Here is a 20971-nt window from a genome sequence, read left to right on the forward strand (position 1 = left end):
GAAGTCCTGTCCCGCCCGAATCACCTGATCCCGTGATTTTCCTCTATCCACGATCGAGAAGATCGGCGATCTCATCGACAGGCAGGACTTTTCCCAACGATTTTACTTCGCCGTCAATGACCAGCGCCGGAGTCATCATCACGCCATAACTGATTATCTCGTTGATATCGGTTATCTTGATCAGCTCATATTCTATTCCAAGCTCCCGCGCGGCGCTCTCGGCGTGTTCAGCTAGTTTTTTGCATTTCGGACATCCAGTGCCCAGTATTTCTATCTTCTTCATCATACCTCCTGGCCAAAAACGGCTCCATAGATCATGCCGGTTATAGTCGCCATCACGATAACGAGCGATACGAATACAATGGTTTTTTTCGTCCCCATCACGCTGCGGATCACCAGCATGTTAGGCAGGCTCAGAGCGGGTCCGGCAAGAAGGAGCGCCAGCGCCGGCCCCTTGCCCATGCCGCTGCCGATCAACCCCTGCAGGATCGGTACTTCGGTAAGAGTCGCGAAATACATGAACGCCCCGGCAAGCGAAGCAAAGAAGTTCGAGAAGAGCGAATTGCCGCCTACCGCTCCTGAGACCCATGATGCCGGAATCAGGCCCTCATGTCCCGGGCGCCCGAGAAGCAGTCCGGCAATCAGGACTCCACCGAGAAGAAGAGGCATTATCTGACGGGCGAACCCCCATGTCTGCCCTGACCATTCGTTTCCCTCTCCGCTGTCTGAAGCAGCAGCCCAGGAAAGCCCCGCTACGGCAACAGCGAAAGCGATCATCGGCTGATCCTTGAAGATCATGGCCAGGATCGCCGTAGCCGCGGCGGCCAGAGCGACCTTGACCAGTGACAACCTTATCCAGACAACAAGCATCAGCGCGAGCGCCAGACCGAAGATCGAGGTGATGACCCATTTTGCCGAATAAACGGCGCTCCAGAATCCTTCATCGACCGCTGGCCGGCCCCAGTTTGCAAAGACAAGTACTCCGACCATCGCGGCGAAAAACAGGGCGTTCTGCCACAATGGCCTGGTGACTTCAGGTTCGCCGCTACCAGCCCGCGCTTCGGCTTTCATCTTTTCCTCATCTCTGAATATAAAATGCATCGACAGACCGATGACTATCGAAAAAACGACAGCTCCGACAGCCCTGGCAATACCGAGTTCCAGTCCGAGGACCCGCGCCGTCAGTACTATTGCCAGGACATTAATCGCCGGGCCCGAGTACAAAAAAGCGCATGCAGGCCCGAGACCCGCCCCCATGCGGTAGATGCCGGCAAAGAGAGGAAGGACGGTGCAGGAACAGACAGCGAGTATTGTTCCAGAGACTGAAGCTACTCCATAAGCGAGAACCTTGTTCGCTCTGTACCCGAGATATTTCATCACAGATGCCTGGCTGATAAATACCGCTATCGCGCCGGCGATAAAAAAAGCGGGGACAAGGCACAGGATGACATGCTCGCGCGCGTACCATCTGATGAGTTGAAGGGATTCCCAGAAAGCGGTATTCAACCTTGCCCAGCCGCGTATCGCCTCGACCGGCAGGTAAAAACAGGCGGCAAAGACTGCCAGGCCGATCACCATCGTCTTCCATTCTTTTTTCCAGTCCATAAAAACAGTCCATCCATTTCCGCTGTCAGCCCTGACAATCATCGGTCAGATATCAACAGTTCATTCGACAAGCGACGCCTGTTCGGCTGCATTGCTCTTGAGTACCGATTCGACGCATGAGAAAAAGTTCAAAACGCAGGGGACCCGCAGCGAATAGAATACCTGCGCGCCCCGTTTTTCATCAGCGACTATACCGACATCCTTGAGGATTGAAAGGTGCTTCGATATTGTGGAGACATCGTCGCCGATCAGTTTCGTCAGATCGTTCACGCACCGCTCACCATTTGAAAGCTCATCGACCATGAAGAGCCGGCTCGGATGCGACATCGCCTTTATGATCTTAGCCCTTGCGTCATACCTTGCTTTCAATTTGCCGTTCATATCACATCCTTTACTCTTATCCAGATTCATATCGTGTTGGTTATTTTACCAAATCGCCAATTAACAGTCAAATAAAAACAGGCTCTCACCCCCAGATTCTTTTAAAACATTCCGTTAAAAGTCTATTTCCGGCCGGGAGGTATCGCCGGGAGCAGGGTCAACATGCAATCTCAGCCATAGTTCGAGGGTCACCGGAGCCATTATATCCGCCCATGGCAGGGCGGACTTATCATTTTTAAACCTTTCATAAAGAGGCCAGAGCCTGTCGTAGTCGAATATCCCCCGCTCTTCCACCGCCTCTCTTGAAATGATCTTTTCTAAAACGGGCCAGAGTTCTCCTCTCATCCATCCTTCAAAGGGAGGCTTGAAGTCCTGCTTTCCAAGCTGAGCGCACTCCTCCGAGACGAAACTTCTGCAGTTTTCCCTGACGAGAAATTTGTTCCGCCCTCCCCTGTATTTCAGATCATAGGAGACGCCGAGAGCGAATTCCGCGACGTCCTGGTCAAGAAACGGGAACCTCATCAGCACCCGGTTAAAAGCTCCGGCGCTTTCGAATTTGGGCACGGCGTTGACGGTCAGCCCCTTGTTCATCAGGACCATGTTGTTCAGATCGTGAGGGTCCGATACGGGACAATCCCTGTATATATCCCTGTAGCCGTCAGCTCCGACCTTCCACCCTCTTTTATCGATCCCCCCGGAGAAGAGCGACTTGATCCCGTCGGGAAACAGGCCGGTCCCGTACCACCGGTAGTATCCCCTTTTGAACATAAAATAGTAATACAATATGCTGATCGCTTTCCTGTACTTTCCCCCCTTCCATCGAGAACCGCTCCCCCTCAGGCCGCGGCAGAAAAGATCATAGATTCCTTCCCTCGACTTCTCGGGGAGCGCTTTGAACGGAGAAAAGGCCTTTTCGAGGATATTTATATATTTGAGATACCAGAGAGGTTCAAGGGTCGGCTCCACCCCGAGTCCGGTGAAGGCGACTTTGACTCCGATCTTATGGGCTTCCTTTGTCCCGAAGAAAGCCTGGACGATCGAGACTCCTGGAGTCCCGTACGTCCAGACGAGGTCGGCGAGGTTCTCCCTGATCGATGCGGCCGACATCCTGATCTCCCTGTGCTCCGTGTCGAATCTTTTCGCCAGCCTTCTCGAATAATCGAGATCGCGTCCGCTCATCCCGTCGGTTATCGACAGTGTAGTGATCTTTCTGTCGGTGACATGCTTGATCATTCCGAGCAAGAGATTCGAATCGGTCCCACCGCTGTACAGAAGCCCGGGGCTCGAATAATCCCGGGGCAGCCTTTTTGTTATCGCCTCGAGCATCAGATCACGATACCTGGCGGTAGCGTATATCGGATCCTCGATCTTCCCGGCGCCATACGGAGGGTGCCAGTACCGGCCCGTCTCAACTACTCCCGATCTCCATTCGAGCCATCCGCCGTGCGGCAGCGATTTTACGTATTTCAGTGGAGTATCAGGATAGATGAAGGCTTTTTCGTACATGTAATGCGAGACCGCTTCATAGTCGATCTCCCTCGATACGCCGGGGTTCCTAAGTATCCCCCGGACGGCCGAGGCGAGAGTGATGGTACCGTCGGAAGCGATGTGGTAATAAACAGGCTTTTCACCGAAAAAATCCCGCGCCGCGAAAAGGACGCGTTCTTTGCCGTCCCAGATCACAAAGCTGAACGCGCCTCTGAACCTCGGCAGGCAGGCCCTTCCCCATCTTCCGTATGCTTCGGCAATGACCGTCTCATCGATATTTTCACAGCCGAGTTCGCCGGCCAGGGTGGAAGCGTTGTAGAGTTCTCCATCGAGCAGGACCGTCAGGCCACTATTTTCATCGATGAAAATACCACGCTCGGCGAGATCCGGGGCCCTGTCGTAGAGGCAAAGGTTGCGTCCCAGCCAGGCTCTGCCGATCTGCAGGATCTCTGCCCCGTCATTTCCGCGGTCAGCCATCACGGCGCACATTCTGCCGGTTATCTCTCCGGCATCTTCCATTCCGTTAATTCCGGCAATCGCCGCGATAGAACTCATGCTCTCCTTTCTATCGCTCCTCGAGGACATCCCTGATCTTGGTGGCAAGCGCGTCTATCGTAAACGGTTTCTGAATAAACGACATTCCTTCTTCCAGTACTCCTCGATTGGCTATGACATCGTACGAATACCCCGACATGAAAAGCACCTTCAGTCCAGGATATTCTTCTGAGGCCCTGATATATAATTCCCGGCCATTGATTCCCGACATCACGACGTCTGTCAGCAATAGATCGACCGGTCCCTTTTGATTCTTCAGGATCTCGAACGCCTCTTCTCCGTTTTCAGCCACGAGTACGAAGTATCCCTTCCGCTTCAGAATAGTCTCGGTGAGATTGCGCACATTTTCGTTATCCTCTACCAGAAGGATCTTTTCTGTACCTTCAAGATTTTCAGGCTTCTTTTTAAAGATTTTCCCCTTGTCGAGGGGATCATCCGACACTGGAAGATAGACCTCAAAAGTCGTACCCTTGCCTGGTTCGCTTTCGACAAGTACATTGCCGCCGTGTTGCTTGATAATGCCATAAGCTGTCGAAAGACCGAGTCCCGTCCCCGCTTCACCCTTCGTCGAAAAGAACGGTTCGAAAATATGCCCCCGGATATCCCTGTCCATTCCTATTCCCGTGTCGCTTACAGACAGCATCACGTAAATCCCCGGATCGATCCCCTCATTCCTCCGGGCTTGCCGCGTATCTGTTTCGACTTGCCGCGTGCTTAAAGCGAGTTTTCCTCCATCCGGCATCGCATCCTGGGCGTTTGATACGAGATTGAGGATAACCTGCTCTATCTGGCCTGTATCCGCCCTGATCATCCCGATATCGGGAGATGGGCTTATCACGATCTCGATATCCTCGCGTATCGTTCTCCTTATAAGCTTTTCGATGCCGTCGAGAATATCGTTCAGATCGATCAGCTTGTATTCGAGCGTCTGCTTGCGGCTGAAAGCGAGCAGTTGATGGACAAGGTCGCGCGCTCTGTACCCGGCCCTGATGATCTCACTGACCGATTCCTTGCGGGGATCTTCCTGATCAATATCATCGAGCAGCATCTCGCTGTAACCTAGTATCGGAGAAAGAAGGTTGTTCAGATCGTGCGCTACTCCACCTGCCAGCCTCCCGATCGATTCGACTTTCTGACCCTGATTGTACTGCTCCTCGAGCCTGAGATTCTCTGTGATATCTCTCTTTACGCCGACATAATTTACGATGGCGCCTGACGTATCCCGAACCGGCGAGATCGTGGCCTCTTCAGTGTAGAAAGTGCCATCTTTCTTTTTGTTCACAAGCCAGCCGGCCCATATCGATCCGCTCGTCAGAGTCTTCCACATCTCGCGGTAAAACTGCTCACCGTGCTCCCCGCTCTTGAGTATCCTCGGGTTCTTTCCGATTGCATCACTTATACTGTATCCCGTAATTCTCTCGAAAGCGGGGTTGGCGTATTCTATCGCCCCGGCTGTGTCCGTTATTACGATCGTCTCTGCCGCTTGCTCTATCGCGTGGCTGAGTCTTTTCAGATCGTGCTCGGCACGAAAACGCTCGATCGCCTCACCGAGTGTGTTGGCTATTGTATCAAGAAGTTCCCGCTCTTCCCTCAGAAATGGGCCTTCGTAGCTTTCCGGTCTTTCCTCCCTGTAGCACACCGTTATCGATCCGCGAAGATTGCCATGGACGATTATATCGGAGGCCTGCTTCCATTTCGAGTCGGTGAAACCTTCGGAAAGATATTCTTTTTCTCCAAAGATCAATCTCGCGCATGTCACCATCGGATATTGCCATCCCATCGGAATCAGCGCGACGACATCTTCGAATATCTGATCGAGACTCTCCCTGTTCCGGATCGCTTCGGCGACGCCATAGATGCACCTCTGTTCCTTGACCCGTTCATTCATCTCATGGATCAGCCGTTCCTGTTCGATCTGGACCTGCTTGAAATCGGTGATATCCTGAAAAGTCCCCCTGATCTTTACTACGTTACCATCCTTTTCGACCGCTTCGCCGAAGACTCTGCACCATTTAAGAACCCCGCTTCTTGTCTTGAAAGCAGCCTCATAATGGATTGGTTTCTTCGTCTTGATCAGCCTGTCGATCTTTTCCCTGACCATCTCCCTGTATTCGGGAAGGTACCAGCCGATATGTTCATTCAGCCCGGGCAACTTTTCATCTTCATCCAGTTCGACTATATCGTAAGTCCCTTTTGTCCACGCCGCCTTCCCCCCGCTTTCAAGATCCATTTCCCAGCCCCCGATCCTGGCGATATCGCCCATATCGTTCAGGAGCCTTCTACTCTCTTCAATCGCTTTCGCGGCAGTTCTGCGCTCAGTGATATCCTCCCCGACAGCCTGGTAAGCCATGGCTATGCCCCTGTCGTCAAAGAGCGCCCTGTTCGTCCATCGCTGCCAGCATACTTCTCCGTCCGGATTTATCACCTTGTGTTCATGCGACTGGGTAGGCCGCTCTGGAGTCAGAGATCTGATATTGCCGATCACTGTCTTTCTGTCTTCTTCAGGAATCAGATCGAGAAATGATGACCCGACCAGTTCCTCCGGCGCCTTCCCGAAATAATCGCAGTATGCCTTATTGACATACCTGATCGTCCCGTCTGGAAGAAACCGGCATATCATCACCGGAATATCCTCGATCAGCCCCCGGTACCGCTCCTCGCTAAGCTGCAGCTTCATCATACCCGAGGTTTTGCTCTTTTCATATCTCCAGAAGAAAAGACCGGCCAAAGAGAATAACCCCAGAAGGAAAACTATAAGCACGTTCTGAATAAAATGGAACTTTTTAAGGTCATCGGCGATCTTTCCTCCGAAACGGGCTTCCACCCGGTTGGCGCGATCGAGAAAATCCCTGAATACCATGTCGAATCGCTGATCGATCTCCGATCCGATCTGCGAACTGTCTATTGCGGCCCACCTCTGTTCGGCTATCGCCCGGAACTGGCTTAACTTCGCGCGAACTTCTTCTATCTCGATGCGTGTTTCGATATCGCTGAGTGGGAAAATCCTTTTTCCTGAGATCGAATCGCCGTCGAGCATCGCTTTGGCATACGAGGCGGCAAGATCGATATGCGCAAAGACATCGTCTATTTCCTCGTTTCTGTCACCGCTGATCATTTCCTCAAACCAGAGATGCCCGATCACTGATTCATATTTGATCTCTTTGACAGCCTCGGCAAGAGGGATATATTCCCTGGAAATCCGGGTCGTAGTCACCTGGATATAGACTATCGCCAGGATGGCGACCAGTCCAAGCCCAAGTACGAGTATAATCGGCATACGTCCGGATCGGATCTGCTTGCGGGAATTATTAACTCTGCGCGACATATTCATCCGTTCCGGTTTGCACTCTCTGCAAAAAACATTTATCGAGACGCGAAATAACGCCCCTTATAGCTTTTTATCGGTCGCTCTGCATGATAACTCAAGAGTTTCCTTCACCGTCTCGCCTCACGAGCCTTCGAGCGTCCTTTTTTTTGCCAGGACTTTTTCGAGGTTGATCCGCGCGTTCGAATATTCAGGCCTCAGCCGTATAGCCTCCTGAAAATGAGAGATCGCCTCATCTATCCTTCCCCTGCCGTAAAGCGCTATTCCAAGATCGTTGTGGGTGACGGCATTCCCGGGATCTATCCGCAGGGCCTCATAGTAGTGGCCGATAGCTTCGTCGAGCCTGCCCCTGTCTACGAGGGCTTCACCAAGGCTGACATGCGCCTGAACAAAATCGGGGTCCAGCCGCAGCACTTCGAGGTACTGGGTTATCGCCTCGTCTGTTCTTCCCTGCTTCTTCAGAGCGTTGCCGAGATTGTTACGCGCTATAAGGTGACCTGGATCGAGAGTGACAGCGGCGTTGTACTGGTCTATCGCCTCGGTCTCCCTCCCCCGCTCAAGCAGGATGTTGCCGAGATTGTTACGCGCGACCACCGAATACGGATCTATCCTTAATCCTTTATTGTAATATTTGATCGCGTCGACTGTCCTGCCGTTCATATGGTAGAGACTGGCGCGGTAAAAATAGGGATCGGGCCTGTCAGAGAGAAGCTCCGGCCTGCTTTCGAGCAGGTCTATCTGGATCGAGAGGCATCGCTGTTTCAATTCCTCATCATCAAAGATCGAATAATCGATCTCGTTTTTCACGCAATAATCTTCCATCAGCCTGAAGAATCTCTCTTTTTGAGATGGGGTCAGAACGGAGGTGTCGACCACATCCCTCTGAGGCATGAATAGAGAGAGGAGATAGGCTGCGAAATCAATCCTCGAATCGGCATCCGTCTCGACCAGCCGGACTATATCTTTTGTGCCGGCGCCGAGACTGTTTTCTTTGTTGCGTTCGATTATCGCCGGAACAACAAGATCATCGTAGTACATAAGCCGGGGCGCGGCGAATTCAAGCAGCGGCTTTGTCTCGGTATTTATATCACCTTTGCCAAAGAGCCACTCGAGGTTTTCTGAGACGATCAACCGGTAGAGCAGCCTCGGATCGCTGAGGACGACATTTTCCGACGTACCGATAAATGGGAGTTTCTGATCGGCATGCCGGGGATCGAGCCTTTCCTCGCCCTTGAACCCGACGAGCAGGTAATCACCGGCATATTCGCCCGGCCCGGTCGAGACAAGGATACTGTTTGGAAATACGCCGGCAAAGGTCCGGCCGATCAGGGCGAAAGTCTCCCAGTCCATCTGGTACGAGTGGATGAACTGCACAAGTATCCCGTCATCATTCAGTTTCTCGCGGGCGAGGGAAAAGAATTCGCTTGTGAAAAGAGCGGCAAGCCCTGCCATCCACGGATTGGACGGCTCGGAGATGATCACGTCATATCCCTGGTTCGTGAGCTGTAGATGAGCGCGCGCGTCCTGGATGATCAGGTGCGTCCTCGGATCCGAAAGGACATCTCTGTTCCAGCGGTCAAAAAAGCTGCTTGCCGATACGACCTGGTTGCTTATCTCAAGAATATCAAGCCTGTCGACCGGATAACAGAGTACTTCTCCCGCCGTGATGCCGCTGGCGAGCCCGAGTACCATCACCGACTTCGGATCTTTATGGAAAAGCATCGGGAAATGCGTAAGGAGCGTCTGCGTCTTCATGTCGACATAAGTCGAGGCATCCGCTTTTCCGCTGTTCGTCATGCTGTAGTTGATCTCGCCAAGGGAGTTCTTTCTCTTTACGACCGTCGTAAATCCGCCGATTCCGTCTCCGTAATAGACTATCTCTCCTTCTTCCGTTTTCGACAGGATCTCTGGTCCCTGCAGGAGCGCCCCCAGCCATCCGGTATTGATTATATCCGCCTTGATCGCCTCAAACCTGTGGTATTTACCGATCGACAGCTGCCTGTGATTCCACGCGGGATAGTTGAAAGAAAGGACGATCCCCGCCAGCGCCGGCACGGCGAGAAAAGCGAACCGCGCGTAGTTTTTTCTCATTCTGATCATAAGGACGCCGGCAATGACCAGAGCGGTGGCAAGCTGCAGAGCGACTGTTATTCCAAGCCCCGATTCCTTGCCGACAAGCGGGATGAGAACGAAACCCGCGCAGAACGAACCGGCGAGCGCTCCGACCGAGTTGATCATGTACGCGAAACCTATCGATTTTCCGACCTTCGAGACCGACTCGGTATATATCTTTCCGACCAGAGGGAAGGTGGCGCCGAAACAGAGTGTCGGTATGATCATGAATATGAAAAGAACCACTGCTTTCATAAAGCTCAGCATCCCGAACTGGTCCTTGAAGGTAAAGATCAGCTTTGCAAAAAGCATCTGGCTGTTTCCGAGCAGCTGGCTGACTGCCAGGACAAGCAGGGCGGCGATCACCTGGGTGAACAGCAGAAGCCAGATGACTTTTTTCACCCTGTCGGCAAAATGACCGAAGATCATGCTGCCCAGCGCGAGGCCGGTGATAAAAGTCACCAGTACGATCGTGAAAGAATAAGTCGTCGGGCCTACGATCAGGCCGAGCAGCCTCGTCCATATCACCTCGCACGCCATCGCGCAAAAACCTGAGACAGCGAAGATCAACAGGGCGCTCCCAGTTTCAAGGGAATCTCCGGGCTGGATATCGACTCTTTCCTCTTTCGTTCCCTCTACCTGCTCAGCCTCCCCTGGATCCTGATCTTCCCGCCCTCCGTTTCCAACAGAGATCTTCGCTTTATAACTGATCGACAGGCATGTCGCTCCGATCAGGAAGTTGATGAGAACGGCAAAGATGAGCGTGCCGGTCACGCCCCAGAGGTCTATCAGCCAGAATCCGGTCGCCAGCGAACCCGCGGCCGCTCCGATCGTGTTCAAACCGTACAGCCGCCCGGCGTGAGTGCCGAGATGTGAGAGCCTGGCGACATAGAACCTGCAGAGGATCGGCAAAGTCGCTCCCATGCAGAGGACGGGAATGAAAAGAATCACGGAACAACCGATGAAGGTGAGGATATTGTATATCGTAAAGTGGCCGTAGAGATTGTTATAAAGAGCTGCCTGGAGCGGCTCGAAGAGAGCGAGCAGCAGAGGGATCAGAAAAGCGTAGATACCAATCACCAGCTCAAGCATCCCGTATATCTTCACCAGGGCCAGAGTGTCCCTGATCCGGTCGATGAACCTGCCGGCAAGATAGCTCCCCAGGCCGAGGCCGCCCATGAAGATGGTAAGTATGATGCTTACGGCGAATGGCGCGCCGCCGATGACCCTCTCGATCATCCTGATCCAGAGCACTTCATAGATGATCCCGGCGACTCCTGAAAGGAAAAAACAGGAGAGGATAAGGTAAAATATCCTGTTCATCGTGCCTTCGTTGTAATTAAGTGAAGATTTCCTTTTATCCGAAGATTTTCGCATTTTAAATATCCTGGTTGAAGTCGAGCAGTCACCTGGAAGCAGGTGCCGAAATACTGTGTCCGGCGGGCCCACCCGCGACGCATAAGTTTATGTATCATACCCTATAAGCTTGCGGGGCGTCAAATTCTTTCGGGACGGGCAGTGGTGACCGGCGGGCTATGAAGAGTTGAAAAATATCTTGATTGTTAATAAATACCGCTGCTACTATTTGGTCCTTCGTGGACTAGGGGAAGATGATATGGACTTTTGCGGCTTTATATTTTCTATCTAGACAGCACCCGACCAGTCTGAAATAAGGCTGGTTTTTCAGAGAATGCCTGATTCTATCCCCATGCCTGCGATGCTGATATCGGCCTTACGGGATTTTCCGTAACGGACAGGGGGGGTGAAAAAATGTAGATCTCTCAAATCTCAAAGCGAAAACTCGCTGCATCAAGTTGTTTTTATTCAAAGGATTGGTACGCAGGATAATATTTTCTCATCATGGAAGAAGGAGAAATTTCATATGCGGAATAAGTCTAGTTTGATGATCCCTGTTATCACAATTATCATCCTGACCGGTTGGATAGTTCCCGCGGCCGCGGATTGGGGATCATGGACCTCCGGAGGGGAAGGCGTTTGTACTGAAGATGGATCTCAATTCAACGCCAGTATCGCTGAAGTCGGAAACGGGTGTTCGATCATCGCGTGGATTGATACCCGTGGAAGCAGTTATTCCATCTACGCTCAAAAAATCGACGCTGATGGAGACCCGCTCTGGCAGGAGGATGGGGTCATAATTGCAGATAATACCTATATATTCGGATCATTCATTTCCCACCAGGTCGTGCCTGATGGAAATGGCGGAGCGATTATAGTCTTCAACTGTTATAGCGGTATTGCCTTTTTATATGCTCAAAAGGTCGGAGCGGACGGGACGCTTCCCTGGGGCCCCGAGGGAGCAGTCATCATGTCCGGCAGCATGCTGTTCGGTTGTGAATCGCTCGACGCGATGCCGGATGGAGCAGGTGGCGCGATTATCGCCTATGGGTGGCATGAAAGAGTGTATAACGGTTCTACAGGATGGTATGATGATTATTATCGCGTTTCCGTTCAGAGACTCGATTCCAGCGGCAATCTGATCTGGTATCCGGATCCTGCAGGCATCTGTCTCGGAAGCAATTTTGAGGCGCCAGTATGCTACCCTCAAATCGTTTCCGATGAAAACGGCGGGTGCATAGCCGCCTGGATAGATGAAGACCATGACGTTAGAGCGGCCAGAGTCAACGCCGGAGGCTCTGTGCTGTGGAACAATCAGGTCAATATAGGAAACTACAACATTGTCGATGTCGATGACAATTCACCCCAACTGGTGGCGGACGGCTCGGGTGGCGCTATAATCAGCTGGGACCATAGCGTGACTTACGCTTATGACGATCATTGGTACAAGATCTATGCCCAGCACGTCAATTCGAGTGGAACAGCTCAATGGGTGGCGGACAAATGGATATCGACAGTCTATCCCGCTGACGCGGATCATCGCGTAGTCTCGGATGGCGACGGTGGCGCAATCTATGTTTTCGGCAGTAAAGACCCTGGTCCCTCACCGGAAACATATAAATGGCTCTGGGCACAACGAATCGACGGAGACGGCAACCAGCCATGGTCGGATACCGGCGTGATGATAGTTGATCCCATAATGGTCGGCAAGGAGTTCTCGGCTGCGACAGACGGCAACGGCGGCGTCATCACTACCTGGTGCGATGCTCGCCTCACAGGCAACTACAACATCTATGCCCAGCGGGTGGATGCAGATGGAGTAAAGAAATGGTCGGCGTCGGGGTTGCCTGTCTGTACGGTATCAAATCGGCAGGGGCATCCCGCCATGATTTACCATGGTAATGACGGAACGATCATCGCCTGGACAGACCTGCGCGACGACAGCGGCGACATCTATGCCCAGCAAGTGGATAATTGCTACCTCGAGATAACTAATGTAGAAGTGAATACCACCTTCGATTCACCGTCCTATACCTGGGACGCCGAGATCACATTTGAGACTAACCTCCCGGCGACTTCGGTCGTCGCCTATGATCCAGATATGGACTGCTACCCCGCCTGCAGTTACAGCCAGCAGCAAGCCGGTGTGGAGGAGACTGAGTACACGGTCGTGCTGACTGGCCTCGCGGCGGCAAACGAGTACTGCTACAAGATAACGGTTGAATCAGAAGACGACCCCATGGACTGCCCGGTCGATGTGACAGGGAGCTTCGCTCTCAATAACAACTACAGCAACATTTACAGCAATGGAGCTTCATTCAACGCGGAGACTTGCAAGATCCACGTTTACTGGTATACCAAGTTTCCGTCGAAGCAGAACAAGGTGTACTACCGCAGGGACGGCGCCATCCCCTGGCAGCAGGTCGCCGCTTATCAGGACGACTGTGATGAAGATCGGTTCTATCTGGCCAAATTCCCCGTTTCAGCGAGCACCGACTATGAGTACAAGATCTCTACGGTGATCGATAACGTGACGTATCAGACCGGGGTATTCGAGATTCGTAGCGGCCGTTGTTCGGGAACGCTGCCTGACCCACTTCGTGTCTCCAGCGTGGAGGAACAAAAACCGTACTTGCGAGCGTGGCCGAATCCGTTCAACCCATCGACGTTAATCTCGTTCAATCTCCCCGAGGCGGCGGAAATCGAGATAAACATCTACTCGGTCAATGGCCGGCACGTGAAAACGCTGGTCTCCGGTCACTACGCCAGGAAAGTGCACCAGGTGACATGGAATGGCACAAACGATTATGGAGAGAGCGTGTCGTCCGGGATTTATTTCGCGCGAATGATTATCGCCGGTAAGGATCTTTTTAACACAAAACTTCTGCTGTTGAAATAGATCCGATTCCGATACGACATTGTACAATAGCCCGGTTACCCCTTACGATATTAAGCGGTGACCGGGCTATCAAGTCAGCCTCTCTTCACCGTCTCCTGGACGGGCACTTACCGCTTCCGTTTGTCCTCCTGATGCAGCTGTCTGCGGGCGCCTGAAAGCAGTCTGTCGAGAATATCTGCTCCGGCGCGGATGTCACGCATATATTTATGCTGTAAAATGAAACCTACTTTGCGAAAGGCAGTTATGAAGATAAAATCTTTCTTTTTTCTGGCCGCGGCAGCCATCCTCATCCCGGCATGTTCCGCGCAAAACAGCACACCGGTCCCGAAAGGTCCCTACCTGGGTCAAACGGCTCCTGGCGAGACCCCGGAACTCTTCGCGCCTGGCATCGTCTGCACCGGCATGGATGACCGTGATATCGCCATCTCCCCCGACGGCAGGGAGATATTCTTCGGCGTTCTGGAGAAACCGCGTTACGTGCTTGTCTGGATGAAGGAAGTCGACGGCAGATGGCAGTCTCACAGAATCGCCCCCTTTTCGGGCAAGTATGATGATTATGAACCTCAATTCTCTCCGGACGGCAATCGTCTTTATTTCTGCTCCGAGCGGCCGCTCAGGGCAGGCGATGAATCAAAGGATTCCGACATCTGGTATGTCGAGCGGGTCGGAGATGGCTGGGGAGAAGCGCGCAATCTCGGCGAGCCGGTCAATACCGGGCAAAACGAATTCTACCCTTCCATCACAAAAAACGGGACGATCTATTTTACCTCTTATGACATGAAGATATGCAGATCGAGGTTTAAAGAAGGCAGATACTCTGAGCCTGAAGTCCTGTCCGATTCGATCAACACGCGAGCCGAATACAACGCCTTTATCGATCCCGATGAGCGGTTTCTAATCTACAGCTCGCACAGCTGGGGACACGCGGCGGGAAGGGGCGATCTTTTCGTCGCCTTCCGTAAACCGGACGATTCCTGGACCGAGCCCGTCCATCTCGGCGAAAAGATCAATTCTGACGCGGCTGAAATGAGCCCGACCGTATCTCCGGACGGCAGATACCTGTTCTTTTCAAGCATGAGAACAGAAACAGTATCTGATCCGGCGCCGGTGACTGACTACAGGCAATTGCTGGATAATATGCAGTCCCCGATGAACAAGAAGATGGATATCTATTGGGTGAAATTGCCGGCGTGCATTGCGAGAGGAGTGGAAATCTCATGCAAACAATAAAATGGTTGGGATCAGCCGGTTTTGTCACTCTGATCCTTTTTACCCTGTGCGGTTGCGGGGATTCAAAATCTGTGACTTCCCCCGAAGAGAATATCGAACCTGAGTATTCCCTGGTCTTCGACCACGAGCAGGGGGACCTGTTTTACTACCCGCGTTTATCCAACGGCGGACGATACCTCGCCATCGAGCGCGAAGAAGTCATCTATCCGACGCATTATGCCTCGCATATCTGGGTGAGGGACATGAGGACAGGCGCCGCGAGACAACTGACTGAAAATCCTGCGGATGGCAACCACGATGATCGGAATCTTCGTTTTGCAGAAGGTGATACGACGATCTATTTCACCCGGATCCATTGGCGCTCTGATAATACTTATGAACTTTCGCTCTGCCGGGTACCAGTCGCCGGCAGCGAACAGGATGTCGAGGAGGTACCTGACGGGGGGATGATGATCTACCATTTCGATTTCCTTCCCGGGGAGGCAGGCTTACTGGTTGCCTTTTACGATCCGGATCTTAAGGTGTACAATATGGGATTCCTTGATTTGAACAGCGGTATCATAACTCCGATTAACGGCCTGAACGGCAAGAGGCATAATTGCTTCGCGCCGCTGCCTGATGGTTCCGGATTTATTACATCGATGGCAGCCCCGGACGTCGATCTGTCATACTATAAACTTATCCTGTTCACATTCGATGGACAGACCTCAGTGGAAATTGATTTTTTTGACACTGGCTACATCACCTGGGTCATCTCCACCGATCCGCGGGGTGAGCGCCTGCTCGTCCACCAGGGCGTTTGCCGCAGCAGCCTGACCGGTTACGTGCTTCTGTCCGATGGATCGATGACGCAGGTCCTGACCGAATATTCTCTCCCAAGGGACGCTGTCTGGGGTTCTGACGACCATATCTACTTCACCGTCGATGGCAATGTGATGCGGTATGGCCCATGCTACCCATAAACTCGAATCTGAATACACCGATTCCCGTGAAAAACAACAAAGGAACTTGACCGGGGTTCCTGATTTAATATATATTATTTAGTTACTTGGCTAACTATACAATTGCAATGAGGTCATAATGGATAAACTGATTGCAGCATTCAAGGCGCTGTCCGACAGGAACCGGCTCCGGATCGTATCAGCTCTTTTGAAACACGACGAGCTGTGCGCCTGTCAGCTTACAGAGCTGATTCAAGTCGCAGGCGCGACGGCCTCCCGTCACATGGGAGTTCTGATTTCATCCGGTCTGGTCGACAGTAGGAAAGACGGACGATGGGTCTATTATCGGATTCGCAGGGAGCGGGATGATTTCGGTGTATTGATCGATTGGATCGAATCACGGCTCAGCAGCGATCCGGATATCGCGCTCGACGCGAAAACACTTGATAAAATCACATCGTGTGATCCCGACGAACTTTGCAGAAAACAGCGCGGCGATGAATGTTGCCCGAAAATAAAAGCTTACACGGATCAGGGAGAAGATCGTAAGTAAAAAGGAGTGGGATGATGACGGCGAACACAGATAAAGATCATATCCGGGAGCAGGTTCGAACCCGCTATTCGAAAATCGCAAAAGAAAACGGCTCCTGCTGCGGAGGCGGTTGCTGCGGACCGGCTCCTTTGGGGAACCCTGGTTTCTCGACCCGCCTTGGCTATACAACCGCCGAGTTGTCAGCGGTTCCGGATGGAGCGAACATGGGTCTTGGCTGTGGTAATCCGCAGGCGATAGCCGAGATGAAACCGAAAGAGGTCGTTCTTGATCTCGGATGCGGTGGAGGGTTCGATTGTTTCCTTGCCGCTAAACAGGTTGGCGAAGAAGGGAAGGTCATCGGCGTAGACATGACACCTGAAATGATTGCGAAGGCGAGAGAAAATGCCCGAAAAAGCTACTACACGAATGTGGAGTTCCGCCTGGGCGAAATTGAGCACTTGCCTGTAGCTGACAACTCTATTGATGTAGTTATATCCAATTGCGTCATAAATCTGTCCCCGGCAAAAAAGCAGGTTTTTAGCGAGGCACACCGTGTATTGAAGCCAAATGGCCGGCTTGCCGTATCCGATGTGGTCGCAATATCCCCCATCCCGGATGAGGTTCGGCAGAATATGGACGCGCATTGCCGATGCGTAGGGGGAGCGGCTCTGGTAAATGAGATCGGACAGATGCTCAGCAATGCCGGTTTTTCCGAGATATCCATTGATATCAAGGAAGAGAGCAACCAGTTTATTCGGGACTGGTTCCCGGGAAGTGGAATGGAAAATCATGTTCGTTCAGCGGTAATTGCCGCCGTGAAACAAGGAGGGTAACGCGGTGAATATTGAAACTTGTCCGGCGAATGATCGACATATGACCAGCATCTTCGAGAAATATCTGACTGTATGGGTCGGATTGTGCATCGTTGCCGGGATTCTTCTCGGCAAAATCGCCCCGGGACTGGCGCGGACACTGGACCAGATGGCTATTAATATCAAGGGAGCACCCATCGTCTCGATCCCGATCGCCGTCTGCCTTTTCTTCATGATGTATCCGATCATGGTCAAGATTGATTTCGCCCGCGTCGTCAAAGCAGGCAAGAGCGGAAAGCCCGTTTTTCTGACCCTGTTCATCAACTGGTGCGTCAAACCGTTCACCATGTACGCCATCGCCACGCTGTTTCTTGGTGTTCTCTTTAAAGGATTGATCGGTACCGAAGCGATGGATCTGGTCAAAATGCCGTTCGGGCTCGACCTGCCGGTCGGAGCGGTGCACGGCGCCGGAACAATTGTGTTGCAGGAAGGCGTGAAAATGCTGCAGATCCCCCTCTGGCGCAGCTATTTTGCCGGATGCATCCTGCTGGGAATAGCTCCCTGCACAGCCATGGTTCTGGTCTGGGGATACCTGGCGCGTGGCAATGATGGTCTCACCCTCGTCATGGTCGCTATCAACTCACTGACCATGCTGGTGCTGTATGGCGTTTTGGGTGGCTTCCTGCTCGGTATCGGCAGACTGCCTGTTCCATGGCAGGCGCTGCTGCTGTCCGTCACAATCTATGTGGCGTTGCCACTGGTTGCCGGATATTTCTCGCGCAAATGGGTTATCGGGCGCTGGGGTGAAGAATGGTTCAGGAAAAGATTCCTGCACCTGCTCACGCCCGTGACGATCGTCGCGCTGCTGCTGACCCTGGTCCTGTTGTTCAGCTTCAAGGGCGAAACGATTCTGGCCAACCCGCTTACCATCCTCTGGATCTCCATCCCGCTCTTCATCCAGACCATGCTGATCTTCGGACTGGGCTACGGCGCCGCTAAAATGCTGAAACTGAAATATGAAGACGCCGCGCCGGCGGCTATGATCGGAGCTTCCAACCACTTCGAAGTTGCGATCGCCACAGCTGTGATGCTGTTCGGACTATCCTCGGGAGCGGCGCTGGCGACAGTTGTCGGAGTACTGATAGAAGTGCCGGTGATGTTGATGCTTGTCGGGATCTGCAAGCGCACAGCCGGCTGGTTCGCGGAGTCACAAGCGACGTAGGGCCATCTAAGCAAACCACAAGGCTCAAGGCCGGACCGCCATCACCGAAGCGATCAGGTAGCCCATATACGCCACATAGCGAGCGGGACCGCGCCCTCGACACGACTCACTCGTCCTCGCCTGCCTCTGAACCCGTACCCGATGACGAAAAGGGAAAGGGTCAGCCCCCCATGATGGCCATGTCACGCGAGAGCGTTTCGGATTCGACAACGAAGGGATATATCATCCCTGCCAGACCGCCAGCACCTGAAGCAGTACTTCCATCGAATCTAGGGGTGGCAGTTTGAGACAGAAAGTGGAACAAGAATCGGGGGCGGGTCACTATCACTTCCAGCACAATCAAAATCATTTATATCATATAGGGCTAAATTTATTTTAGTATATGTTTGATTCATTATATCAATATCAAAACATACTCCACCATATGATTGATCAGTATCATCATAACAATAATAATCCCATATTAAAGGAAATATATCATCGCTGTTTGTTGAGTCAGAATCCACAACCTTCAATATAAATTCTGCCAAAGAAGTGCTGTCCCAAGCAGCAACATTATCTGTCACGTACAGATTAAATATCCCATTAAAAACAGGAAATGAAATGCTTATATCAAATTCACCATCTTCTGTTCCATACAAATGAAAATGGCTTGCAACACTTTCCCATGATTGTACTGTATCAGGAGGAATACTAATGAGTTCGTATGAATACAAATTTAAAGGAATAACAAAGAACATAAAAATTGCTATAATAGAGCGCTTTTTCATATCCTTCCCCCTAGATTTAAAATAGCAATCTAATTTATTACTTTATTTATTACTAAATACTCAATCTCCTTTGAATAGAATTTTTATTTTTCCCCAAGAATTATTTTCTGTTGGCACTTCATCATACAACTTCAATGAACCATCTAGTTGATACGCATAATCCATAACTGGTATTGCGAAATCCGAAAACCTCACTTTAGCATAAGTAATATCACCAGTATCAGGGTGTATTAATCTATAAACATATGTCCTACCATTAACCGCGAGTTGATATGAATAGTATAATTCATAATCGGACGGTGCATACATAAGTTCTTCAAATGAACTGTCAGGAACAGCCGCAACCTGTGCATCACGATAAGCAGCTATAACCATATCAGGCCCTATAAAAGTAACAAATAATTGACCAGCTTCTGGAAATGGCAAAGATTGCATAAGATAAAAATCCCAGTAACCATAAGTTAATTCAGCAGTTCCAGCAACAATTTCTGCATGTAGACATGCAGGATAACAAATTACTATGATTCCGATTAAAAATAATTTATACATTAACTTCCCTCAGTTGGTGTAACATTCTTTCTGTAAATTCCCCAAGTTCCGGTAGCCGCGTTGGATTTAGAGCTTGAAAACGGCGGGTCACATCGGTTTTCTTGTTGAAGCGATTAACCTTTAACAAGGAGACGTGACATGACCCACCGAAGAGATAATAAAGCGTTTGATCAGGTTTTGGAAGTATTAATCGAAAACGGACTGGATGGGATGGCATCTGCTCTGGAAGTAGTACTTAACGAGGCGATGAAGCTTGAGAGATCGTCTTTCCTGGGAGCGGGGCCTCATGAGAGGACTTCCGAGCGGCGAGGTTACGGTAACGGGTTCAAGGACAAGACGGTAAGAAGCAGGATAGGTGAGTTGAGTCTGAAGATTCCACAGGTTAGGAACGTGAAAGACTCGGAAGGATTTTATCCAAAATCACTTGAGAAGGGGCTTCGGAGCGAGCGGGCGCTGAAGCTTGCCCTGGCCGAGATGTATGTTCAGGGAGTATCGACCAGGCGAGTGAAGGAAATCACAAAAGAGCTCTGTGGCCTGGAAGTGAGCAGCAGCGATGTATCGAGGGCAACCAAGCTGCTGGACGACGAGCTTCAGTCATGGCGATCCCGATCTATCGGAGAGGTGCCCTATCTGATACTGGATGCCAGGTATGAGAAGATAAGACATGGCGGGAGCGTGATCCCATGCGCTGTTCTGGCAGCGATCGGGGTGCGTTCAGACGGCAAGAGATCTGTTCTTGGAGTGAGCGTCTCTCTGAGCGAAGCGGAAGTTCACTGGCGAGATTTTATCGAGTCTCTGCAGAAGCGGGGCATGCATGGCGTCAGGGCTGTGACAAGTGACGATCACAAGGGCATCAGAGCTGCGCTTCAGGCCCGGCTGACCGGAGTGCTGTGGAACCGGTGCCAGTGTCATCTTCAGCGAAATGCCCAGGCATATGTTCCGAAAAAGGCGATGCAGGGCAGTGTAGCAGCTGCCATAAGATCAATCTTCAATGCTTCCGATCGGCAGGAGGCAGAAGAAAGGTTGGAGCGGATGCTGACGATCTACCGAAAGAAAGCACCTGCGTTGGCAAAATGGGCTGAAGAGAACGATCCCTGAAGGCCTCACCGTCTTCAAGCTGCCCGAGAGTCATCGGCGAAGGCTTAGAACCACTAACTGTGTAGAAAGGATCAATGAAGAGATAAAGAGAAGAAC

16 protein-coding genes are annotated in these 20971 nt (G+C 51.7%); 8 read left to right on the forward strand and 8 right to left on the reverse strand.

Annotated features, from left to right (window positions below; genetic code table 11):
- Nucleotides 1-43 precede the first annotated feature (43 nt).
- The 6 genes from JW814_05640 to JW814_05665 form a co-directional block, all read right to left on the reverse strand.
- On the reverse strand, nt 44-283 hold the full coding sequence (locus JW814_05640; GenBank protein ID MBN2070921.1) for a TM0996/MTH895 family glutaredoxin-like protein: 240 nt from the start codon (nt 281-283) through the stop codon (nt 44-46).
- Nucleotides 283-1605, reverse strand: a complete 1323-nt coding sequence (locus tag JW814_05645; protein ID MBN2070922.1) for a permease — start codon at nt 1603-1605, stop codon at nt 283-285. Before JW814_05645 ends, JW814_05640 begins: the two co-directional genes overlap by 1 nt.
- Before the next feature lie 60 nt (nt 1606-1665).
- Nucleotides 1666-1986: a winged helix-turn-helix transcriptional regulator gene (locus tag JW814_05650; protein ID MBN2070923.1), complete on the reverse strand. Its 321-nt coding sequence runs from the start codon at nt 1984-1986 to the stop codon at nt 1666-1668.
- Between the two features lie 114 nt (nt 1987-2100).
- Nucleotides 2101-4029: a hypothetical protein gene (locus JW814_05655; protein MBN2070924.1), complete on the reverse strand. Its 1929-nt coding sequence runs from the start codon at nt 4027-4029 to the stop codon at nt 2101-2103.
- 10 nt (nt 4030-4039) lie between these two features.
- Nucleotides 4040-7354 (reverse strand): PAS domain S-box protein, encoded by a 3315-nt coding sequence (locus JW814_05660; protein ID MBN2070925.1) that lies wholly within the window; start codon nt 7352-7354, stop codon nt 4040-4042.
- Nucleotides 7355-7477: 123 nt separating this feature from the next.
- Entirely contained in the window at nt 7478-10843 is a 3366-nt protein-coding gene (locus tag JW814_05665) for a fused MFS/spermidine synthase (GenBank protein ID MBN2070926.1), read from the reverse strand.
- Between the two features lie 505 nt (nt 10844-11348).
- Between JW814_05665 and JW814_05670 the strand changes: the two genes are divergently transcribed.
- The 6 genes from JW814_05670 (at nt 11349) to arsB (ending at nt 18458) form a co-directional block, all read left to right on the forward strand.
- Nucleotides 11349-13721 (forward strand): T9SS type A sorting domain-containing protein, encoded by a 2373-nt coding sequence (locus JW814_05670; GenBank protein MBN2070927.1) that lies wholly within the window; start codon nt 11349-11351, stop codon nt 13719-13721.
- A 243-nt stretch (nt 13722-13964) separates the two neighbouring features.
- Complete coding sequence (locus JW814_05675; protein ID MBN2070928.1) at nt 13965-14951, forward strand: PD40 domain-containing protein; 987 nt, start codon at nt 13965-13967, stop codon at nt 14949-14951.
- Nucleotides 14939-15913: a hypothetical protein gene (locus JW814_05680; protein ID MBN2070929.1), complete on the forward strand. Its 975-nt coding sequence runs from the start codon at nt 14939-14941 to the stop codon at nt 15911-15913. The genes JW814_05675 and JW814_05680 overlap by 13 nt, the downstream gene beginning before the upstream one ends.
- A gap of 118 nt (nt 15914-16031) precedes the next feature.
- Nucleotides 16032-16445 (forward strand): winged helix-turn-helix transcriptional regulator, encoded by a 414-nt coding sequence (locus JW814_05685; protein MBN2070930.1) that lies wholly within the window; start codon nt 16032-16034, stop codon nt 16443-16445.
- 14 nt (nt 16446-16459) lie between these two features.
- Nucleotides 16460-17257 (forward strand): arsenite methyltransferase, encoded by a 798-nt coding sequence (locus tag JW814_05690; GenBank protein ID MBN2070931.1) that lies wholly within the window; start codon nt 16460-16462, stop codon nt 17255-17257.
- 40 nt (nt 17258-17297) lie between these two features.
- Nucleotides 17298-18458 (forward strand): ACR3 family arsenite efflux transporter, encoded by a 1161-nt coding sequence (arsB, locus tag JW814_05695; GenBank protein ID MBN2070932.1) that lies wholly within the window; start codon nt 17298-17300, stop codon nt 18456-18458.
- 269 nt (nt 18459-18727) lie between these two features.
- Here the strand turns inward: arsB and JW814_05700 are convergent, their stop codons facing one another.
- Both JW814_05700 and JW814_05705 read right to left on the reverse strand, forming a co-directional pair.
- The gene (locus JW814_05700) at nt 18728-19228 is read right to left on the reverse strand and encodes a hypothetical protein (GenBank protein MBN2070933.1); all 501 of its coding nucleotides are present in this window, start codon (nt 19226-19228) and stop codon (nt 18728-18730) included.
- Nucleotides 19229-19288: 60 nt separating this feature from the next.
- On the reverse strand, nt 19289-19777 hold the full coding sequence (locus JW814_05705) for a hypothetical protein (protein MBN2070934.1): 489 nt from the start codon (nt 19775-19777) through the stop codon (nt 19289-19291).
- 138 nt (nt 19778-19915) lie between these two features.
- Between JW814_05705 and JW814_05710 the strand changes: the two genes are divergently transcribed.
- On the forward strand, nt 19916-20875 hold the full coding sequence (locus JW814_05710) for an IS256 family transposase (protein ID MBN2070935.1): 960 nt from the start codon (nt 19916-19918) through the stop codon (nt 20873-20875).
- Nucleotides 20838-20971, forward strand: a 134-nt coding sequence (locus JW814_05715; GenBank protein MBN2070936.1) for a transposase, incomplete at its 3' end; no start/stop codon positions are given. The genes JW814_05710 and JW814_05715, both read left to right, overlap by 38 nt.

The organism is Candidatus Krumholzibacteriota bacterium, from assembly GCA_016932415.1.
GTDB lineage: Bacteria > Krumholzibacteriota > Krumholzibacteriia > Krumholzibacteriales > Krumholzibacteriaceae > Krumholzibacterium.